The 21,042-nt window shown below is 40.8% G+C and carries 16 protein-coding genes; 11 read left to right on the top strand and 5 right to left on the bottom strand.

The genetic code is table 11. From position 1 onward, the window contains the following. The first annotated feature begins 165 nt into the window (after nt 1-165). Entirely contained in the window at nt 166-2,118 is a 1,953-nt protein-coding gene (locus SLH46_RS17480; protein WP_320282503.1) for a putative porin, read from the top strand. A 34-nt stretch (nt 2,119-2,152) separates the two neighbouring features. On the opposite strand, the gene SLH46_RS17475 is transcribed toward SLH46_RS17480, so the two are convergent. Beyond that, a complete protein-coding gene (locus SLH46_RS17475; protein ID WP_320282502.1) occupies nt 2,153-2,767 on the bottom strand; it encodes an NUDIX hydrolase in 615 nt (204 codons plus the stop codon). Nucleotides 2,768-2,941: 174 nt separating this feature from the next. On the opposite strand from SLH46_RS17475, the gene SLH46_RS17470 reads away from it, so the two are divergent. Together SLH46_RS17470 and SLH46_RS17465 are read left to right on the top strand one after the other, a co-directional pair. Continuing rightward, nucleotides 2,942-3,697 (top strand): phosphatase PAP2 family protein, encoded by a 756-nt coding sequence (locus tag SLH46_RS17470; protein ID WP_320282501.1) that lies wholly within the window; start codon nt 2,942-2,944, stop codon nt 3,695-3,697. Between the two features lie 172 nt (nt 3,698-3,869). After that, nucleotides 3,870-6,368 carry a PocR ligand-binding domain-containing protein gene (locus tag SLH46_RS17465; RefSeq protein ID WP_320282500.1) on the top strand — a complete coding sequence of 833 codons (2,499 nt, stop codon included), beginning with the start codon at nt 3,870-3,872 and terminating at the stop codon, nt 6,366-6,368. A 10-nt stretch (nt 6,369-6,378) separates the two neighbouring features. Here SLH46_RS17465 and SLH46_RS17460 read toward each other — a convergent pair whose 3' ends face one another. The 3 genes from SLH46_RS17460 to SLH46_RS17450 form a co-directional block, all read right to left on the bottom strand. Further along, a complete protein-coding gene (locus tag SLH46_RS17460; protein WP_320282499.1) occupies nt 6,379-7,389 on the bottom strand; it encodes an LLM class flavin-dependent oxidoreductase in 1,011 nt (336 codons plus the stop codon). 66 nt (nt 7,390-7,455) lie between these two features. After that, on the bottom strand, nt 7,456-8,709 hold the full coding sequence (locus SLH46_RS17455; protein WP_320282498.1) for an ABC transporter permease: 1,254 nt from the start codon (nt 8,707-8,709) through the stop codon (nt 7,456-7,458). Between the two features lie 75 nt (nt 8,710-8,784). Beyond that, the gene (locus SLH46_RS17450; protein ID WP_320282497.1) at nt 8,785-9,807 is read right to left on the bottom strand and encodes a lysylphosphatidylglycerol synthase transmembrane domain-containing protein; all 1,023 of its coding nucleotides are present in this window, start codon (nt 9,805-9,807) and stop codon (nt 8,785-8,787) included. Nucleotides 9,808-9,995: 188 nt separating this feature from the next. Here SLH46_RS17450 and rsmA point away from each other — a divergent pair, with 188 nt between their 5' ends. Continuing rightward, nucleotides 9,996-10,763, top strand: coding sequence for a 16S rRNA (adenine(1518)-N(6)/adenine(1519)-N(6))-dimethyltransferase RsmA (rsmA, locus tag SLH46_RS17445; protein ID WP_320282496.1), 768 nt, complete (start codon nt 9,996-9,998; stop codon nt 10,761-10,763). Nucleotides 10,764-10,766: 3 nt separating this feature from the next. Then, nucleotides 10,767-12,125 (top strand): magnesium transporter, encoded by a 1,359-nt coding sequence (gene mgtE / locus SLH46_RS17440; protein ID WP_320282495.1) that lies wholly within the window; start codon nt 10,767-10,769, stop codon nt 12,123-12,125. On the opposite strand, the gene SLH46_RS17435 is transcribed toward mgtE, so the two are convergent. Beyond that, entirely contained in the window at nt 12,122-13,375 is a 1,254-nt protein-coding gene (locus SLH46_RS17435) for an ABC transporter permease (protein ID WP_320282494.1), read from the bottom strand. The two genes, mgtE and SLH46_RS17435, sit on opposite strands and share 4 nt — an antisense overlap. A gap of 256 nt (nt 13,376-13,631) precedes the next feature. Here SLH46_RS17435 and purH point away from each other — a divergent pair, with 256 nt between their 5' ends. The 6 genes from purH (at nt 13,632) to rodA (ending at nt 20,963) form a co-directional block, all read left to right on the top strand. Further along, nucleotides 13,632-15,224, top strand: coding sequence for a bifunctional phosphoribosylaminoimidazolecarboxamide formyltransferase/IMP cyclohydrolase (gene purH, locus SLH46_RS17430; RefSeq protein WP_320282493.1), 1,593 nt, complete (start codon nt 13,632-13,634; stop codon nt 15,222-15,224). Between the two features lie 46 nt (nt 15,225-15,270). Continuing rightward, a complete protein-coding gene (locus SLH46_RS17425) occupies nt 15,271-16,293 on the top strand; it encodes a rod shape-determining protein (RefSeq protein WP_320282492.1) in 1,023 nt (340 codons plus the stop codon). A gap of 19 nt (nt 16,294-16,312) precedes the next feature. After that, nucleotides 16,313-17,161, top strand: coding sequence for a rod shape-determining protein MreC (gene mreC / locus SLH46_RS17420; RefSeq protein WP_320282491.1), 849 nt, complete (start codon nt 16,313-16,315; stop codon nt 17,159-17,161). Then, a complete protein-coding gene (locus tag SLH46_RS17415; protein WP_320282490.1) occupies nt 17,142-17,645 on the top strand; it encodes a rod shape-determining protein MreD in 504 nt (167 codons plus the stop codon). The genes mreC and SLH46_RS17415 overlap by 20 nt, the downstream gene beginning before the upstream one ends. Before the next feature lie 73 nt (nt 17,646-17,718). After that, nucleotides 17,719-19,536, top strand: coding sequence for a penicillin-binding protein 2 (mrdA, locus tag SLH46_RS17410; protein ID WP_320282489.1), 1,818 nt, complete (start codon nt 17,719-17,721; stop codon nt 19,534-19,536). Further along, nucleotides 19,536-20,963 (top strand): rod shape-determining protein RodA, encoded by a 1,428-nt coding sequence (rodA, locus tag SLH46_RS17405; RefSeq protein WP_320282488.1) that lies wholly within the window; start codon nt 19,536-19,538, stop codon nt 20,961-20,963. Before mrdA ends, rodA begins: the two co-directional genes overlap by 1 nt. The last annotated feature ends 79 nt before the right edge of the window (nt 20,964-21,042 follow it).

Here is a 21,042-nt window from a genome sequence, read left to right as displayed (position 1 = left end):
GCCGATGGTACTGCGTAAAAGTGGGAGAGTAGGTCGCTGCCAATTTTATTAAGCCCGTGTTCAACAGAGCACGGGCTTTTTTATTCGTGTTAATTAAGCTAAAAAGTATTTAACTTATATCTGAACCTTAAATGCTTTTTTTAGATTTGTGCTAAAATTTTATGTATGCTGAAAGCACACTATTTTTTATTTACGCTTCTGGTACTTATTGTAATGCCAGTCTTGCTTATGGCTCAACCGCCCGAAGGAATGAGAATGCAAAATGGCGAAGGTAACGAAGAGGTAAAAAAGGAGAAGGAAGTAAAATCAAAAATTGGGTTATGGTATCTGAAAGGCGATGGTGCTTTTCAGGATTCTACCAAACTTGATACTCTACACGATTATTCGCATATCTATCATCCGGTTTTTAAAAACGCAATTACTGCTACCTATACCGGTAATTATGGAAATGCGGGAATGACAAACGATTTCTTTCAACGCGAAAATCAAACCTATTATTTCTTTTTACAATCGAGGCAAGATTACCTGCTAACACCAGCGAAAGTAAAATATTTTAATACCACTACTCCTTATACGCGTTTTGATTTTAGTCAGAGCGAAAACAAATCACGAAATAACGAAACCCGTTTTGATGTTATTCATTCGCAAAACGTAACACCTTTCTGGAACTTGACATTCCGGACCAATCAGGAGAAATCGGATGGACAGTATAACTCGCAGGATGCCAAAGACAACTTTGTGGCTTTAACAACCAGTTTTAATCGCGATGAATGGAACATACACGGTGGTTTTATTTCAAACTCGATTAAAAACAGCGAAAATGGTGGACTAATTGCTGACTCTATCATGGATGCCGGTCAGAAACCGGAGTACTGGGCAGTTAATTTGAGTGAAGCCAAGAGTAAGTTCAATAGTATAAATTATTACACAACCGCCGAATACCGCATAGGTAAATACGATTTCGACGAAGTGGACAGCGTAGAAGTATTTCGGCCAATTCTTGGTATACTCTATAATTTTGAACACGACAGGTATACCCAATCATTCCTGGATGAAGAAGACACCACAAATACCTTTTTCGAAAATACATATTACGGAGCCGATTATACAACGGATGAAATAAAATATAACCGGATTAGTAACCTGTTTCAGTTAAAACAGTACGAAAATCCAAACCGAAAATATACGTTTGGTAAGCGAGCATTTTTAGGCTACGAACTCTATCGGGGATCAACGCCCGGAGTTGAGGTAGATACAGTACACCGACGTTATGATATTAAATATTCGAACCTGTACATTGGTGGAGGCATATTTCGCGAAATGGGTAGTTTTTGGTTATGGAATTTTGATGGAAAAGTTAACATGGCCGGACGAAATGCCGGAGAATTAGAGCTAAACGGAATAATTACCAAACCGTTCAAATTCTGGGGTGATTCAACTGCAGCGATGATATTTTCCGGATCATTTGAAAATCGTGTCCCCGATTATTTTCAGGAAACATTCTACTCGAATCACTTTAAATGGAACAACGACTTTGATGCCGAACAACGATTAACACTGGGGGCAAAAATCAGGGTGCCGCAACGTAAACTTGAGCTGGCAGCTAACTATGCAGCTATTAATAATTACCTCTATAATAATACCGACGCCATCCCCGATCAAACAACAAATGAGCTGCTGGTAATGTCGGTGTATGCCGACAAAGATTTTAACTACAGGCGATTCCATTTTCGAACAAGACTTTTGTGGCAAAAGGTCTCTGAAGAGCGATACCTTCATTTGCCCGAATGGTCGGCTTTTGTAAATACTTATTACCAGTTTACCATTTCGAAAGTACTGTTTACGCAAATTGGTGCCGATGTACGATACAACACAAAATATTATGCCGATGCGTATGCTCCGTCAACAGGTTTGTTCTATCTCCAGAACGAAGAGCAATATGGCGATTATCCATACATCGATATTTACGCCAACTTGCGGTTAAAACGTACGCGCGTTTTCTTTAAATGGATGAATATAGGAACGAACTTCCTTGATGGAAGATACATGACTACACCAAATTACCCGATGCCACGGGCAACTTTCCGTTTAGGCGTTTCTTGGGCCTGGTATGATTAGTGTTTTATCTTAAACTGTATTTAGAAAATTCAGGTTATTCTGCCTGATGAATTAAATCGTAGAACTCAGATAGAATCATCGCGGTTGCTCCCCAAATTATTTCGCCATCGTATCTGATGCAGGGCACAGTTAATAATCCGGTTACGGTTTTTAACTCGATTGTAGGGTGAGGAGGTTTAAATGCAGCAATAGGAAATAAAATAGCCTTTTCCACCTCGTCGGGACAAAGTTTAAATTCAGGTTTGGTATCCATCCATCCTACTAACGGTGTGATCTGAAAACGACTTACTTCAACATAAAACGACGAAAGCGTTCCCAATATCCTTATTTTATCTTCGGTAATCCCGATTTCTTCGAATGTCTCGCGCAGTGCAGTTTCGCAGGCACTTTCGTTAGCTTCGATCCTTCCACCCGGCAAAGCAATTTGCCCGGCATGATGTTTCATATACGTCGGACGTTTTATCAGGCAAACTTTTAATCCGTCGTCGTCTGGAAAAAGCAACACCAAAACACTGCTCGGCTTTACCTTGCTTTGGTCTTCGGGAGCAGGTTTTAACAATCGCTCGGGAGGCAGCATTTTATAATGCGATTCCGAACCCGGGAGTTTTCCCTTTAATGCTGTGGCTATTTTATCAGGATTGGTGATCATATATCGCAAAAATAGAAAATACCCGCAGATTTGGAGAACACTTCTGTTTTTATAAAGATATAAACCATTTGAATTGTGAATTGTTAATGAAACGTCTCTTTATTAGAGGACAAGATCCATATTTCTTATAGGCAATAAATAGTCAGCCCGTATAGTTTTAAAGAAAAGTGTATCATGAAAACCATTCTTATTCTGTCCTCCCTGTTTCTTTTAAATTCTTATAATTCTTTTTCAAGTGAACATGACAAGGATTCACTGTCGATAAATAACGATCTGGAATTTAAGCCTTCAGCTTTAATTCTTCCGGGTGTATTAATCGGTTATGGTGTGATTGGGATTGAGAGTGACGGATTAAAATTTTGGAATTCAGAAATTAAAGAAGAATTGAACGAACACATCGACGAAAAACTAACAATCGACGACTTTTCGCAATATGCACCGACGCTTGCCGTGTACGGATTGAATGCTGCAGGAATAAAAGGGAGGCACAATTTCAGAGAGCGAACGACGATACTGCTTACTGCTTACACCGTTATGGCAGCCACGGTAACTACTTTAAAAAAGACCACAAAAATTACACGTCCTGATAACAGTTCGACCAATTCGTTTCCATCGGGGCACACCGCGACGGCATTTATGGGAGCCGAATTTTTGTGGCAGGAGTATAAAGATGTTTCACCATGGTATGGTATTGCCGGGTATGCCGTGGCCTCCGGAACCGGGTTTTTCCGAATGTATAACGACCGCCATTGGTTTACCGATGTTGTAACCGGTGCAGGAATAGGAATCTTAAGTACAAAATGTGCTTATTGGGTAAATCCGTGGCTTACCGAAAAGTTATTTAAAGATAAATCGAAACAAGCAACTTCGATGATATATCCATATTATAACGGAGAGCAAATGGGCGTTGGTTGTGTGTTTCGTTTTTAGGAGATAGCGGCATAGAAATCATCCGAAGAGGATCCAACCCAAGGATTATAATTTCCTAATCTGACGTGAATTTGACCTTATCAACAATAACGATAGCAAATTGTTAAATCAATAATTACTTTGTAAATTACCTATCTTAATTTCAATCGGGTATATGGAAGGCGCTTATAAATTGAACGAAATATTTGATGTAGCCAGGTTGCAGGAGCTTTGCACCAGCATTTCTGATTTGAATAATATTGCGCTGGGAATATTGGATTTAGAAGGTAATGTTGTAGTTAAAAGTGGCTTTTCAACTATTTGTCCTTGTATTACTAGCGACACTCCAAAATCGTTCGACGACTGTATTTGCAGCGATAAAATTCTTTCCGAATCAACTAAAAACGAAACCTATAAAATTGAAACCTGTAACCATAGATTTACAATTGTTTCAATACCAATAATGATCTCCGGAACGCATATCGGAAATCTTATTAACGGTCAGGTGTTGCTTGAAAAGCCGGATGTTGAAGAATTAAAAAAACAGGCAAAGGATTGTGGCGTTGATGAGAAAGCATATATAGAAGAACTTAATCGAATTCCGGTTATCGATAAAAATGAGCTAAATAAACGCATCGAATTCCTTACTCAACTATCGAAATTAATAGCAGAATTAGGCCTTAAAAACCTGGAAAACCGCGAATTTACGCTTCTGTTACAAAAGTCGCAGGAAGAAACCGAGGTAAATGAAATCAGGTTCATGCAACAGTATAACAGCATCCTTGTTATGTTGCAGTCGTCAAATATGCAGGGCGAAATCGTATCGGTGAACGAACATTGGCTAACATCGTTGGGCTATGAGTACAATGAGGTTGTTGGTACAAAAACAATCGATTACATGACCGACGAATCGAAGTTGCTTTTTAAAGATAAAAAGGATGAACTTCTTCGGGATGGGGAAGTCAGTAATCTTGAAGTACAAGCCGTAAAAAAGAATGGCGAGATTATAGATCTGCTTCTATCCTCGAAGTTATTGTTCGACAATAGTGGTGCTCCCAACCTTGTATTGACCAACCTTCTTGATATTACGGCCAAAAACAAAGCAGAGCAGGAAATGAATCGGGCTAAAGAGAAGGCAGAAAAAAATGAAAAGCGATTACTGTCGATTTATAATACGGTTGAAAACGTAATTTTTGAATTAGGTGTGGAACCGGACAATAAATTTCGTTTCCTTTCTGTAAACCGGCAATTTGAAAAAACAACCGGTATCCCGAAGGAACATATTGTAGGGCAATATGTACATGATATTATTCCTGAACCTTCGTTGAGTTTGGTGCTGGGATATTATGCACAAGCCATTTCGGAGGCGAAAACAGTTAGCTGGGAAGAAACAACCGATTATCCGGCAGGCACACTTACCGGAATTGTCAGCATTTCACCCATATTCGACGATAAAAACCGGTGCAGTTTAATGGTTGGTTCTGTATTCGATGTTACCGAAATTAAGAAATATGAAAAGGAGCTGAAAAGGAATAATCAGGAGCTAACCATTGCCAAAGAAAAGGCGGAAGAAAGTAACCGTCTTAAAACGGAGTTCCTGAATAATATGTCGCACGAAATTCGCACTCCGATGAACGGTATAATCGGTTTTTCCGGCATGCTCGACGATAGTGATACTACCGAAGAAAAAAGAAAATATTACTCAAAAATAATTCAAAACAGCAGCCACCAATTGCTACGTATCATCGACGACATACTCGAAATATCCACCCTCGAAACCAAGCAGGTTCAACTAAACGAAACAGAATTTTCGTTGAACGATTTTTTAATGGAGCTTTTCTCTATTTTCGATTTAAAATCAAAGGAAAGAAATTTACACCTGTATCTGAAAAAGGTGCTGCCCGATAATCGAAGTATAATTAAATCGGATAAAACAAAGCTGAATAAAGTACTGAGCAATCTTCTGGAAAATGCCTTAAAATATACGAACGAAGGTTATATCGAATTTGGGTATTCAATTGATGACAATAAACTGGTTCTGTATGTGAAAGATACCGGAATTGGAATTGCGGCTGATAAACATTCATTTATTTTTGAGCGTTTCTCGCAGGAGGATAAAGAAATTTCGATTAAAAAAGGTGGTTTAGGGCTGGGCTTATCCATTGCGTTGGAAAATACGCAGCTGCTTGGCGGAGATATTACTTTGGAATCGGCCAAAGGAAAAGGATCGGCTTTTTACGTAACCATACCCTACAATCCTGCAAACGCAGAACCTGACAATTCAGAAAAAAACGCACACGACACTTTAAGTGAATCTGATATTTATACTGTTCTTGTTGCCGAAGACGAAGAAGTAAACTACCTGTATATCGAGGCGCTCATCCAACGAGAACCTAATAATAAATATAAGGTGGTACATGCCGTAAACGGAAAAGAAGCTGTTGATTTATGTATGGGCAACAATAACATCAATATTGTACTGATGGATATAAAAATGCCGGTAATGAACGGCTACGAGGCAGCTCAGAAAATAAAGGAGGTATTTCCTGATTTACCCATTATTGCACAAACAGCCTATTCAACTGAGTCGGACAAAGAAATGGCTTTTAAATACGGGTGTAACGACTTTATCTCGAAACCTTTAAACAAAGAAGAACTATTTGGCTTGATGCATAAACACCTGAATGTTTAGCAAAGTAAAATTAGTATTCGAAGTTTCTGGCCACCTCCGAAAAAATCCGGTACGAATCTAACCGCTTTTGCTGGTCGTAAATGTGCGATGAAACAATGATTTCATCGGCATTGGTATTTGCGATAAGATCTCTTAGATCACGCTCAATTTTTTCTTTTCCTCCAATAAGCGAGCAGGCCAGCATCTGGTCTATACGGTCTTTAATAATTCCCCATTTTTCGTAACCCAAATGGTGCGTCGGTGGTTGCATCAACTCACGACGGCCGGTAATAATTCCCATAAAACTGCGTCGCATGGTGCTGGCCAGGTAATCGGCTTCGTCGTCGGTTTCGGCAGCAACCACCTGGCTGCCAACAATCACGTAGGGTTTGTCGAGTTGGGCAGACGGTTTAAAATTCTCGCGGTAAATATTCAGTGCGGAAATAAGCATTTGCGGGGCAAAATGGCTGGCAAAAGCGTAAGGTAATCCCAGTTGGGCGGCCAGGTATGCACTGTCGGTACTCGATCCTAAAATGTAAATGGGCGCGTTGGCACCTTCCGATAAAACGGAACGAACCTCGGCAGTGCTGTTTTCAGGAGAAAAGTATTGTTGAATTTTGCGCACTTCGTTCGGGAAATCCTGTGCAGCGCGCATGCGGTCGTAACGCAATTCGGCAGCAGTAACCGGATCTGTTCCCGGAGCACGGCCTAAACCCAGATCGATACGATTGGGGTAGAGGGCAGCCAGAGTGCCAAACTGCTCGGAAACAACCAGCGGCGAATGGTTGGGCAGCATAATACCGCCGGAACCTACGCGGATAGTTTTTGTCCCTCCGGCAATATGTCCAATTATTATTGATGTAGCGGCGCTGGCCACACTTATGATGTTATGATGTTCGGCCACCCAGTAACGGCTATAACCCAGCTGTTCGGTAAACTGTGCCAGTTCGAGGCTGTTTTGCAAAGCATCTGCGGGCGTCGAGCCTTCGGCAACCGGCGCTAAATCAAGCACCGAAAAGGCTAATTGTTTTCTGTCTGTCATACTTGTTTTCTCCTTTGGCCTTTTATAACAAAAAAGGAGTAATATTGATTAAGGTGCAGAAGAAAATTAGTCGAAACGAATTACCTTATCAGGAGATATTTTTGAGATAAACCAACTCGGAATAACCAGTATCATTGAGGTTATTACAATGGTTCCAAGATTTAGCAGCAGCAGGTGAGTTAGCGAAAAATTCATTGGTACATAATCAACGTAATACGACTCCGGATTAAGTTGGATAACGTGAAAAACCATTTGCAAGAGTACAATAGCAACTCCAATTACATTTCCCCACAGCAGGCCGCGCCCGGTTAAAAACACCGACAGATATATAAAAACCTTTCGGATGCTCCAGTTGGGGCTTCCCATCGCTTTTAGTACGCCAATCATGGTCGAGCGTTCGAGTATCAGCACCAGTAAGCCTGATACCATATTAAATGCAGCAACAACAACCATCAATATCAGTATAATCCACACGTTCATATCAAGTATCGACAGCCAGTCGAAAATTTGCGGATATACCCGTGTAATACTTTGTGTGCGCAGAATCTCCGAGTTCTCCTCGCGGTAACTGATGATTATATTGCGTATTTCCTGGTCAATGTTGTCGATATCAAAAAAGTCGGTGGTAATTACTTCGAAGCCGGTGATTTGGTCGGGGCGCCAGTCGTTAATACGCTGCATTTGTTTCAGGTCGCCAACAATAAACAACTGGTCGAACTCTTCGAAACCGGTGCGGTAAATACCACTAACTTCCAGTTGTCGCATTCTCGGAAATAGTTCGTCGCCCGTAATAAAATACACCACAATGCGGTCGTTCAGTTTCAGGTGCAGGAGTTTGGCCACCTGTTCCGATAGCAATACTTCGTTTGAACGGGCACTGTCGGTAATGGCCGGTAGGTTCCCCTCAACAAGGTGTTTACTAAAAAATTGCCAGTCGTAATTCTGATCTACACCTTTAAACACAATTGCCTGAATGTATTCGTCGGTTTTTATCATGCCCGGTTTGGTGGCATAAGGCTGTAGACGTTTTACTCCGGGTAGTGCTTTTACATCCTCAAGAAATGGTTGATTTTCGGAAACAGGACTCGTTTCGTACGAATTATTGGAGTCGTAATTAATAATCTGGATGTGCGAACCAAAGCCAATTACTTTGTTGCGAATCTCTTTTTTGAAACCCGTAACCACGGCCACAGCCACGATCATTACGGTTAAACCCAACGCAATTCCTGCCAGTGCAATACGAATAATACGCTGCGACAACAGCCTTTTATTTGCCTTGTCGAAAAAAAGCCTGCGTGATATAAAGAGTTCGGTGTTCAATATTTCAGCCGATTTTAAAAATCAATTCTCAGCAGCCAAATGTACAAAATTCCGGGTCAAAGGTGTTGATCCGGTTTATTTTGCCGTTTCAACCTGCAGCTCCGGTTCTGTAACATCGCTTCTGCGGTTAATAAACGGAAGAACCATAAGAGATATTATGCCGATAAGAATGATCATGGCAGTCATTGAAGTATGAGCTACAAAAGCGAAGATAATTCCGTTTTCGTTCGCCACGCCGTATAACGAAAGTGCTTCTTTTGCCATAAAATGCCATGCTCCGATTCCGCCTTGCACCGGAGCTACCATTCCGAAACTTGCCAAAACAAAAGTGGTCAGCCCGGCAATCGGATTCAGGTCGCTGGTAAAATCGAAAGCAAAGAACACAACGTACAGCATTACATAGTACATTCCCCAGATAAAAGCCGAGTGGAAAAAGAACCAACCTTTTTTCTTGATATTACGAATGGAAATAAAACCTTCTTTAAAGTTCTGGATGATTTCCAGAATTTTTTTGAAAAAGGCGGTATGTTTAAATGCGTTTCTGAAAACAAATATCAAAATTGCCAATACCACAATACCGATTAAAAGGTAAGGTGACGTGGCGGCAGCATGCAACTTTTCAGTGATGCCCGGATTCTCTTTCATAAAATGGATCATCTCTCCAAACTGCGAGAAAATGACAATCACCAGTAAAATCAGCAAAGAGATAAGGTCGATCAATCGCTCGGCAACTACAGTTCCTACCAGCTTGGTAAACGATATTTTTTCGTAGCGCGACAATACTCCACAGCGCGAAACTTCGCCCATACGCGGGAAAGCCATGTTCATTAAATAGCCTACCATAACGGCTAAAAAAGTATTGATAAAGCGTGGTTTATGTCCGATCGGTTCGATCATGAGGCCCCAGCGAAGTGTTCGACTAATGTGGCTCAATAGGCCAAGGAAGAGCGATAGTACCACCCACCAGTAATTAACATCATTCTTTAAAACGGTCTTTATCCGTTCAATATCCTGATCTTTATAAATAAGCCAAAAAATAAAAGCTCCCAGAGCGAAGAAGCCAAGAAACTGTAGAATCTTAACGATAGTTTTTTTCAAAATCCAGATTTTTTAAAGCTTTCTTTTCCGCACCATCTGTTAAATCCCTTAAATTTTACTACTTTCACGACGCGAAAAATACCGTTAGGTATCGAGCAATTCTTTGATGGCAAAAATATAAATTTGTTTCATTAATCGAACGAAAAAGAGATATTAAGTAAAATTGACAATGGACGAGGTTGAGTGTAATGAGCTTTGTACGACCCAAAAAAAATCTTGGTCAGCATTTTTTAACCGATCAAAATATTGCGCGGAAAATTGTTGACAGCCTGAGTGCCGATGTACCGGATGTACTGGAAATCGGCCCTGGAATGGGAGTGCTTACCCAATATCTTTTACAACGTCCGGAGCTTAATGTCCATGTGGTTGAGATCGATACCGAATCAGTAGAATACCTCAAGCATAATTTTCCAACACTAGAACATATTTGGGGAGAAGATTTTCTGAAGGCCAACGTTGCAGATCGTTTTTCTGGTCAATTCAGTGTTATTGGTAATTTCCCTTACAATATTTCATCGCAGATATTTTTTCGCGTACTGGAGTATCGTAACCGAATTCCCGAAACTGTTGGAATGATTCAAAAGGAGGTTGCCGAGCGGATTGCTGCGCCCCACGGATCAAAAATCTACGGGATTTTGAGTGTGCTGCTACAAGCTTTTTTCGATATCGAATACCTGTTTACGGTTTCCGAAGGAGTTTTTAATCCGCCGCCAAAAGTAAAATCGGCAGTGGTGAGGTTAAAACGAAACGAGGTTGAAGAACTTCCATGCAGCGAGGAGCTTTTTGTAAAAGTGGTAAAGGCTGCTTTTAACCTTCGCCGAAAAATGCTACGTAACTCTTTAAAGGATATTTGTTCCGATTTACCCGAGGAGTATGCTATGAAACGTCCGGAACAACTTTCGGTCGGTGCGTTTATTGATCTGGCTTGTAAAATCGAAGAAATCGAAAAAAAGTAAATCATGAGTTTTGAAATCACCAGAGAAAACATCGAGCAGCTAAAGCTTTACATCGAGGAGCAGAAGAAAGAGGAAGTTGCTGCAATGATGGAGGATCTTCACCCGGCAGATATTGCCGAGATTATGGATGATCTGAATATCGAAGAGGCGAAATTCATTTATTTACTGTTGGATGGAGAAAAAGCATCCGATGTTCTGATTGAGATCGATGAAGACGACCGCCGCCGGTTTTTGAAGATATTACCACCTGAACTGATCGCCAGCAAGTTTATCGAATACATGGATTCGGATGATGCTGCCGATGTTGTTGCTGACCTGGATGAAGATCTTCAGAAGGAGGTACTGAATGAGATCGAGGACATTGAGCAGGCCGGCGATATTATCGATTTGCTGGATTACGAAGAGGATTCGGCTGGTGGTATTATGGCGAAAGAGCTGGTTACAGTAAACGAAAACTGGAATGTAGCAACCTGTTTAAAAGAGATTAGTCGCCAGGCTGAAGAGGTGGATGAGATATTTTATATTTATGTGGTTGATGATGATGAAAAGCTGAAGGGAGTACTTTCGCTTAAAAAACTGATATTAAACCATACCAATACCAAAGTGTCGAAAATTTACGACCCTGAAATACAGAAAGTTTATACCAACACCCGACAGGAAGAGGTGGCCGAGTTAATGGATAAATACGACCTGGTAGCCATGCCTGTTGTTGATGAAATTGGCCGTCTGCAAGGGCGTATTACTTTCGATGACGTAATCGATTTTGTACGTGACGAAGCAGAAAAGGATTATCAGATGGTTTCGGGTATTACCGGCGATGTAGAGCCCGGTGATAAAGTGTGGGAAGTGTTGCGTGCCCGTTTGCCATGGTTGCTTATTGGTTTGCTGGGAGGTATTTTAAGTGCGGTGGTTTTGGGTTCGCACGAAGAATCGTTGTCGAAAGTTACGCAGTTGGCATTTTTTATTCCTCTGATTGCGGCGATGGCCGGTAATGTTGGAGTTCAGTCGTCGTCGATTGTGGTACAAAGTATCGCCAGTGGTGTTAAAGATATTGAAACACCGGCACGCAAAATAACCAAAGAAGTTTCGATAGCGGTATTAACGGCCAGTATTTTTGCGGTGCTTATTTTTTGTTACAACTTCTTTGTATCAGGAAACCTGAACCTTACTTATTCGGTTTCAATTTCACTATTTATTGTAATTATTTTTGCGTCGCTGTTTGGAACAGTGATTCCATTAATTCTAAATCGTTTCAAAATCGATCCGGCATTGGCAACCGGTCCGTTTATTACCACAATGAACGATATTTTGGGAATGATGATTTACCTGACTATTTCGGGGATGTTTTTTAACCTGGTTTAAACCGAATTTATTGCAATTACCGGGTCGAGTTTAGCAGCCGATCGTGCCGGCATAAATCCGGCAAGAAATCCAATAACAGAAGAAATAACCAATCCGTTTATAATGTTACCCGAAGTCAGCATTATTGTAAAATCGGTTGATTGGTTTACAATGATGGTTCCTGCATAAATCAGTAACAGGCCAATAATTCCACCAATTACAGAAAGTACAATCGCCTCGAAAATAAACTGAAGCAGAATAAAATATCGTTTGGCACCGAGCGATTTCTGGATGCCAATTATTTTGGTACGTTCTTTCACCGAAACAAACATGATATTCGCAATTCCAAAACCTCCTACAATAATTGAAAATCCTCCGATTATTGCTCCAGCCATATTAAATAATGCAAAAAACTGGTCGAATTGATTGGCTACAATACTTACCTCGTTTAATGCAAAATCGTTTTCTTCCATTGGTTTTAACCGCCGAATGGTGCGCATAATACCTTCCAGTTCGGCTATAAACTTATCACTGTCGATATTGTCTTTGGCTTTTATACAAATGGTTTGACCACGGTCGCGGTTTCGTACATCAATCATGTAATACGATTTAACTACACTAATGTGAATATAGCGGTCCATGCTGGTGCCAAAAGCGTCCTGGCCCATTGGTGTGTAAACCCCAATAATATTGAATTTTTGCCCCTGTATTTTTATGGTTCGGCCAACCGGATTAAGTTCATCAAATAGTTCTTTTGCAATTTCATGACCAATTACAGCCACGGGTGCACCGGTTCGCATTTCTGAATCAGTAAAATATCTGCCTTTGGCAAGTTCCAGATTCCAAACATCAAACAAACCTTCAGAGGTTGCCATAATAACGGCGTTGTCAAGCGTTGTGCTGCCATACTGTGCTTTTCTTCCAAAGCCAAATAAAAAAGCTGCGTTATCAACTGTTTGGGCGCGTCGTATAATCTCGTCGGTTTCTTCGAGTGTAGGTACCGGGCGGTTTTGGTATTTCCAAAACGGGTATTCAGTTTCACCTTCGGGAGGTGTCCACGGCATTTTTTGTACATAAACCATGTTGCTTCCCAGCGAATTTAAACTGTCGCGGATAAAACCTTCGAGCGAATCAATAACGGTAAATACTGAAATGATTGCAAAAATACCAATGGTGATGCCGAGCAACGATAGTGTTGTGCGTAGTTTGTTTGCGGTAAGCGAATTATAAGCAAACGAAAACGACTCATATATCAATCGGAGCAGCAGCATGAATTGGTTCTTTATTTTTTAGTAAAAATAGTACTTGTTTTCAATTTCGGTAATAACAATTGGTATGCATTCTCAATAAAACAGAAAACGGATTCTATTTAACCAGATTTGTTCTATTAGTGCCGTATCGCCTGAATTATTACAACGAAAATACATTTTATTCACCTCTTGAATAATATTTTAATTAGAGCTTTGTTTATAATAGTAAATTGTCTGTTTTTTTTATCTTTGCAAGCGAATTTGAAAAATCCAATAAATGGCTGATAATAAAAAAATTAAGACTGCTCTGGTTTCAGTCTTTCACAAAGAAAATTTAGATAAGATTGTTACGAAACTAAACGACTTGGGTGTTAAGATTTTAAGTACAGGTGGTACCAAAAGTTTTATTGAGTCGTTGGGTGTTGAGGTTACCGCGGTTGAAAGTTTAACCGGTTATCCGTCGATTTTAGGTGGGCGTGTAAAAACGTTACATCCAAAAGTATTTGGTGGAATTTTGTCACGTCGTGATAATCAGGGTGATGTAAGCCAGCTGACGGAATACGAAATCCCTGAAATTGATTTGGTTATTGTTGACCTTTATCCGTTTGAGGATACAGTAGCTTCGGGAGCTGATGAACAAGATATTATTGAAAAAATAGATATAGGCGGAATTTCGTTGATTCGTGCCGCTGCAAAAAACTTCAAAGATGTGGTTATCGTTCCTTCGCAAAAGGAATATGCACCGCTTTTAGAAAAGCTGGAAGAGAATAATGGCGAGTTTAGTTTGCAAGATCGTAAATGGTTTGCCGGAAAAGCGTTTGGCGTTTCATCGCATTACGATGCTGCAATTTTTAGTTATTTCAACAATGGCGAGGATGAAGGTACAGAACGTATCAGCCTGAACGATGGCGATGTGTTGCGTTACGGCGAAAATCCACACCAGGCAGCTACATTCTTTAAATTCGATAATGTTGCCGAAGGAGCAGGTCTTGCAAATGCGCAGGTGCTTCAGGGAAAAGCATTGTCGTACAACAATATGTTGGATGCTGATGCTGCGTGGAAATCAGCCAGCGATGCATTTCATTCAGTAACACATCTTGAAAACAAGGTGGCCGTTTCGGTAATTAAACACCTAAATCCTTGTGGTTTGGCTGTTACCGAAAATGTAATGGAATCGTTGGAACTGGCCTGGGCCGGAGATCCGATCAGTGCATACGGCGGAATTATCTGTTTTACCGACACCGTTACAAAAGAAGTAGCCGAGTGGTTTGGTAAAAAATTCATCGAAATTATTATCGCACCTGAATATACCGACGAAGCATTGGAGGTTTTAGGTAAAAAGAAAAATCTTCGCGTGTTGGTAACACCGGTTCGTCCGATGGTAGCAGGTGAAAAATTATACCGTTCGATAAGTGGCGGAATGTTGGTTCAGGATGAAGACGAAGGTCTGGATACTGAATTTAAAACAGTAACAGCAAAAGAATTTGAGGCTTCAAAAATGAACCTGGCCAAATTTGGTTCAATCGCTTGTAAGCATCTTAAAAGTAATGCAATTGCAGTAGTAACAGAAACTGAAAAAGGTGCATTCTGGTTAACCGGAGCAGGAATGGGACAACCAAACCGTTTAGACAGTTTACGTTACCTCACCATGCCGCGTTTCGACCTGAAAGGTGGATTGGACATTGAAAATTCGGTATTAATTTCAGACGCATTTTTCCCGTTCCGCGACAGCATTGAGGCCGCCAACGAATACGGAGTAAAATACATTATCGAACCGGGTGGTAGTATCCGCGACGAGGAAGTGATTGAAGCTTGTAACGAATTTGGCATTGCCATGGCATTTACAGGCCGCAGACACTTCAGACATTAATAAATAAAATTATCTTTATAGCACTAGATACATAGCAAATTAATTTATGGGTTTATTTTCATTTTTAACGCAGGAGATAGCAATTGACCTTGGAACTGCCAATACTATTATTATTCATAATGATAAAATAGTGGTGGACGAACCTTCGATTGTAGCCATCGATCTAAAAACCGAAAAGATGGTGGCCATCGGGGAGAAAGCCAGGCAAATGCAGGGGAAGACGCACGCAAATTTAAAGACAATCAGGCCATTGCGCGATGGTGTAATTGCCGATTTTAATGCTGCCGAGCAAATGATTAGGGGAATGATAAAAATGATCAACCCAAAATCGAGGATGTTTTCTCCGGCTTTAAAAATGGTAATTTGTATCCCTTCAGGAAGTACCGAAGTTGAAATTCGTGCGGTACGCGACTCGTCGGAACATGCAGGTGGCCGCGAGGTTTACATGGTTTACGAACCATTGGCCGCAGCTATTGGTATCGGTCTGGATGTGGAAGCACCTGAAGGAAATATGGTAGTGGATATCGGTGGTGGTACTACCGAAATTGCAGTTATTTCGCTGGGTGGTATCGTAACCAACAAATCGATTCGTATTGCCGGCGATGACCTTACTGCAGATATTATGGAGTACATGCGTCATCAGCACAACATAAAAATTGGTGAACGTACTGCTGAAGAAATTAAAATTCATGTTGGTTCTGCCTTGTCGCAGTTAAAAGACCCACCATCGGATTACGTGGTTCAGGGACCAAACCAAATGACAGCTTTGCCAATTGAAGTACCGGTGTCGTACCAGGAAATTGCACACTGCCTGGAAAAATCGATCTCGAAAATTGAAACAGCTGTGTTAAGTGCTTTGGAACAAACTCCTCCTGAATTGTATGCCGATATTGTTGTAAAAGGTATTTGGCTGGCAGGAGGTGGTGCACTGCTAAAAGGACTTGATAAACGATTGACCGATAAAATTGGTATTCCTTTCCACATTGCAGAAGATCCTTTAAGGGCTGTTGTACGTGGTACCGGAATTGCCTTAAAGAATGTAGAAAACTTCTCGTTCCTTATCCGATAACAGTAAGTTAAAAATATAAATGCGCAGTCTCCTTCGGTTCCTGGTAAGAAATTATGCGTTTCTGCTGTTTCTTTTTTTAGAAGCGGTTTCGTTGGCGATGGTGTTTAGCTACAACAGTTTTCAACGTTCGCGGTTTCTTAATTCATCCAACTTCATTTCTGCAAGTTTATACAATACCACAAGTTCGGTATTGCAGTATTTTGAATTGGTGAAGGTTAACGAGCAACTGGCAGAAGAAAATGCACTGCTTCGTACCCAAATCGAAGGATTTGATTTTGACGGACAGTTACTGCCTGATACTGTTGTGTTTGCCAAACAATTAGCTGATACAACTTTTGTTTTTCGAACAGCTAAAATCATCAATAATTCAACCAATAAACAACAGAATTATATTACTCTAGATAAGGGTAGTAAAGACGGAATTCAACCCGACCAAGGAATTTTAGCGCCCAACGGTGTTGTTGGTGTTGTAACCGGTGTTTCCGATTCATATGCAGCAGGATTGTCCTTGTTAAATCCGCGATGGAGTATTTCTGCCAAATTAAAGAATTCAGGATATTATGGCTCGTTGCATTGGGACGGTGAAAATTATCGTCAGGCAAATCTGAATGAAATTCCAATCCACGTTGATCTTGCAGTAGGAGATACGGTAGTAACCAGTGGTTATTCATCGATTTTTCCTGAAGGATTGTTGATTGGCACTATCCAGACCTTCGATCAGCCACAGGGAGAGAATTATTATAATATAAAAGTGCAGCTGGCAGTTGATTTTAAAACAATACGCCACGTGCACGTTATCGAAAACATAAAAAAGGAAGAGTTAACGGATTTGGAGAAAACTGTAATTGATGGGGCGGGAAGTAATTAAATATACGATAATGTTTGTGGGGCTTGTACTTACGCAAGTACTGTTCTTAAATCAGGTGCAGGTTAGCGGATTTGTAAATCCCTATATCTACATTCTGTTTATTTTATTGCTGCCTTTAAATGCTCCGCGTTACGTGGTTTTGTTGGGTGGGTTTTTTGTCGGTCTTAGTGTCGATATATTTTCAAATACGATGGGTATCCATGCTTTTGCATCGGTTTTTATCGCTTTCCTGCGCCCGTTAATCGTTCGGGCAATTACCGATCGCGAAGAAGACAGATCGGATTATCCGGGATTGGCCCAAAACGGATTTAGCTGGTTTCTCTATTATACTGCCCTGATGGTTTTTCTTCATCATTCGGTACTTTTCTTCATCGAAGTGTTTACATTGTCGGATTTCTTTGGAACTTTATATCGTATAATTTTAAGTTCATTGTTTTCGATTTTTGTTATAGTTTTAAGCCAGTTTATCGTATTTCGCGATTAAGAGGAAGCGAAAAGCTTCAGGACGAAAAAGTACAGTTTTAATTAATCAGAACAAGTAGCGGACAAAATACCAGATGAATAATTTGTCGAAACGAAGTTATATTGTTGCAGCCGTTTTTGCTGTAGTTGCATTGATTTATGTCATCGATCTGTTTCGGCTTCAAGTGCTTGACTCGGACTATAAACAATATGCTACCAATAACGTTCTGCGCGAAGTTGTTCAGTATCCGGCCCGTGGTTTGATCTACGACCGCGACGGGGAATTAATGGTCTATAATAAAACGGCCTACGATCTGATGATCACTCCGCGCGAAGTGGGAGAATTTGATACTTTGTTACTTTGTAATCTGCTGGATATCACTGTCGAGGATTTGGAAGCCGGAATTCAAAAAGCAAAAAAGTATTCGAGGTATAAACCATCGGTACTGATCAAGCAGATATCTCCTGAAAACTTCGCGCTTTTACAGGAAAAACTCTATAAATTCAAAGGTTTTCACTCGCAAACCAGAACATTACGCGAGTACACACATCCGGTTGCTGCCCATGTTTTAGGCTATGTTGGCGAGGTTTCGGCAAACGACATTAAACGTGATGTTTATTATAAGTCGGGCGACTATATAGGTCAAAGCGGTATTGAACGAACCTACGAGGAACAGCTTCGGGGTGTTAAGGGCGTAAAAAAATACATGGTTGATGTGCACAACCGCATACAGGGCTCGTACCTTAACGGAAGAGAAGATCAACCGGCTGAGATTGGTAAAAACCTGGTCTCAACTGTGGATATCGATCTTCAGGTTTATGCCGAAGAGCTTTTTCAGAATAAAAAGGGAGCTGTTGTTGCCATTGAGCCAAAAACCGGTGAAATTCTGGCTATGCTTAGTGCGCCGACTTATGATCCTGGATTACTGGTGGGCAGGGTTCGCGGTAAGAATTTTAGTCATCTGCAAAACGATAGTTTAATGCCGTTGTTCGATCGGTCGTTGCAGGCGCGTTACCCGCCGGGTTCAACCTTTAAACCTTTTAATATTCTCATCGGTTTGCAGGAAGGTGCAATCAACACTTCAACGCGAGTGGTTTGTAATGGCAGGAGCTCGCAGCCTATACGCTGTACTCATAACCACATAACACCTACCAGTGTTGTTGATGCCGTTCGTGAGTCGTGTAATCCGTTTTTGTGGAATACATTCCGAAACTCAATAAATCAATTCCCAACAACAGCCGAAGGTTTTGCAGCCTGGAGTGAGTATGTCCGGCGCTTTGGTATTGGCGATAAAGTAAGCGAGGAGTTCTACAATGAGAATCCAGGATTGCGGCCAACCGTTGATTACTATAATCGCAAGTTTAATGGTTCGTGGTGGCGGGCATTAACTGTTCGTTCGCTGGCAATTGGCCAGGGCGAAATGGGAACAACTCCTCTGCAAATGGCAAACTGTGCGGCTATTCTGGCGAATAAGGGATATTATTATCCGCCGCATATTATCAAGGAAATTGAGAACGATACGATAAGAAGCAGTGTAAGTGTTAAACATGAAACGGGTATTGAAGCCGAACATTTTGAGCCCGTTTACGAAGGAATGCGACAAGTAACAATTGCACGCCTTAATCGTTTTGTGCCTGGTATAAGTTACTGCGGTAAAACAGGTACAATCCAAAATAACCAGGGGATCGACCATGGAGCTTATATTGCTTTTGCTCCGGAAGATGATCCGAAAATTGCAATTTGCGTTTACGTTGAACACAGTAAGTGGGGAGCAAGTTATGCTGCTCCGATGGCGAGTTTGTTGATTGAAAAATACCTGAACGATACCATTGCCACTAACCGATTAATTTACGAAAAACAAATGATGGGAGCTGTTTTAACAGATCCGAATAACCCCGATTTAATTGATTAATGCCAAGAAGAAATAACATATTAGCAAATATCGACTGGTTAACTGTTGGCCTTTATGTGTTAATGATTTTTTTGGGCTGGTTTAATATTTATGCAGCCTTGTACAGCGACGAGCATCAGAGTATTTTCGACATTTCGCAACAGTATGGAAAACAGTTAATGTGGATTGGAGCGGCAGCTGTTTTGGCCCTGACAATCATGTTACTTGAAGTCAACTTCTATGTTTTCTTTTCCTATATCATCTACGGGGTGCTCATGTTATTTTTGCTTCTGGTTCCGTTTGTCGGGAAAGAAATTAATGGTGCCCGTTCGTGGTTTCAGATAGGGCCGGTATTATTTCAACCGTCGGAATTTACCAAATTTGCTACTGCACTGGCACTGGCGCGCTACATGAGTACGCATGGTTTTAAACTACAAACAACAAAGTCGTTACTTACCATTGCAGCAATAATATTTGGACCGGTGGTTTTAATTTTGTTACAAAACGATACTGGTTCCGCACTCGTGTATTTTTCTTTTGTACTTGTACTTTATCGCGAGGGACTATCGGGTGTCGTACTTTTCTTCGGAACCCTGATTGCTATTCTGTTTGTTTTGGCTTTGGTATTGACCAATCTTACCCTTGCATTGGTAATGGTTGGTGTGGCTTTACTAATGTTCCTGGTTTTTAATCCAAAACTCAAACAGTTTTTTACCGTTTCCATTATTTACGCCCTTAGCATTGGCTTTTTTATTCTTCTCAATTATGTGGTAAATACTTCATACGAGCTGTCGCATTTTATTCTTGCAGGCGCTGTTGTTGGCTCTCTGATTGTGTTGTATCACAGTGTACGGAATAAGTTTTCGAATTACACTAAAATTGCGATCGTATTTATTGGCTCCATATTGTTCACCATCTCGGTTGATTATGGTTTCGAGAACTTTTTGGAACCTCACCACCGGGTTCGGATTAACGAGCTTTTGGGTATCGAATCAAATCCTCAAGGGGCCGGATACCACGTAAATCAGAGTAAAATTGCGATTGGTTCCGGAGGAATGTGGGGAAAAGGTTATTTAAATGGTACACAAACCAAGTTCGACTTTGTGCCTGAACAAAGTACCGATTTTATATTCTGCACAGTGGGTGAAGAGTGGGGGTTCGCCGGAACGCTAACAATCATTCTGCTGTTTATGCTTTTGTTTATGCGGCTTATTTTTCTGGCAGAACGACAACGATCTACGTTCTCCCGAATCTATGGCTATTCAGTGGCGGTAATTCTCTTTTTCCATTTTATGGTGAATATTGGTATGACCATTGGAATGATGCCTGTTATTGGTATTCCACTTCCGTTTTTTAGTTATGGAGGATCTTCATTATGGTCGTTTACCATCTTGTTGTTCATATTTATTCGCCTCGACGCAAGTCGTCTTGAGAAACTCTCAGACTAATTGAATACAGGGGCGCAGGCTTTTTAAAAACATTTTTTTACTAATCCCAATTTTATACCTTTGTGGGGCTTTTAAAAAA

This window comes from Draconibacterium sp. IB214405, from assembly GCF_033963885.1.
Classification (GTDB): domain Bacteria; phylum Bacteroidota; class Bacteroidia; order Bacteroidales; family Prolixibacteraceae; genus Draconibacterium.
The sequence above is the reverse complement of the archived record's forward strand: the minus strand, read 5'-3'. Positions and strand labels throughout refer to the sequence as shown.

Excerpts from the sequence above, each read along its gene's own strand:
- SLH46_RS17460 (WP_320282499.1), bottom strand. The coding sequence starts at position 7,389 with ATGACAGACAGAAAACAATTAGCCTTTTCGGTGCTTGATTTAGCGCCG.
- rodA (WP_320282488.1), top strand. The coding sequence starts at position 19,536 with ATGCCAAGAAGAAATAACATATTAGCAAATATCGACTGGTTAACTGTT.
- SLH46_RS17425 (WP_320282492.1), top strand. The coding sequence starts at position 15,271 with ATGGGTTTATTTTCATTTTTAACGCAGGAGATAGCAATTGACCTTGGA.
- rsmA (WP_320282496.1), top strand. The coding sequence starts at position 9,996 with ATGAGCTTTGTACGACCCAAAAAAAATCTTGGTCAGCATTTTTTAACC.
- purH (WP_320282493.1), top strand. The coding sequence starts at position 13,632 with ATGGCTGATAATAAAAAAATTAAGACTGCTCTGGTTTCAGTCTTTCAC.
- mgtE (WP_320282495.1), top strand. The coding sequence starts at position 10,767 with ATGAGTTTTGAAATCACCAGAGAAAACATCGAGCAGCTAAAGCTTTAC.
- SLH46_RS17435 (WP_320282494.1), bottom strand. The coding sequence starts at position 13,375 with ATGCTGCTGCTCCGATTGATATATGAGTCGTTTTCGTTTGCTTATAAT.
- mreC (WP_320282491.1), top strand. The coding sequence starts at position 16,313 with ATGCGCAGTCTCCTTCGGTTCCTGGTAAGAAATTATGCGTTTCTGCTG.
- SLH46_RS17475 (WP_320282502.1), bottom strand. The coding sequence starts at position 2,767 with ATGATCACCAATCCTGATAAAATAGCCACAGCATTAAAGGGAAAACTC.
- SLH46_RS17480 (WP_320282503.1), top strand. The coding sequence starts at position 166 with ATGCTGAAAGCACACTATTTTTTATTTACGCTTCTGGTACTTATTGTA.
- SLH46_RS17470 (WP_320282501.1), top strand. The coding sequence starts at position 2,942 with ATGAAAACCATTCTTATTCTGTCCTCCCTGTTTCTTTTAAATTCTTAT.
- SLH46_RS17415 (WP_320282490.1), top strand. The coding sequence starts at position 17,142 with ATGGGGCGGGAAGTAATTAAATATACGATAATGTTTGTGGGGCTTGTA.
- mrdA (WP_320282489.1), top strand. The coding sequence starts at position 17,719 with ATGAATAATTTGTCGAAACGAAGTTATATTGTTGCAGCCGTTTTTGCT.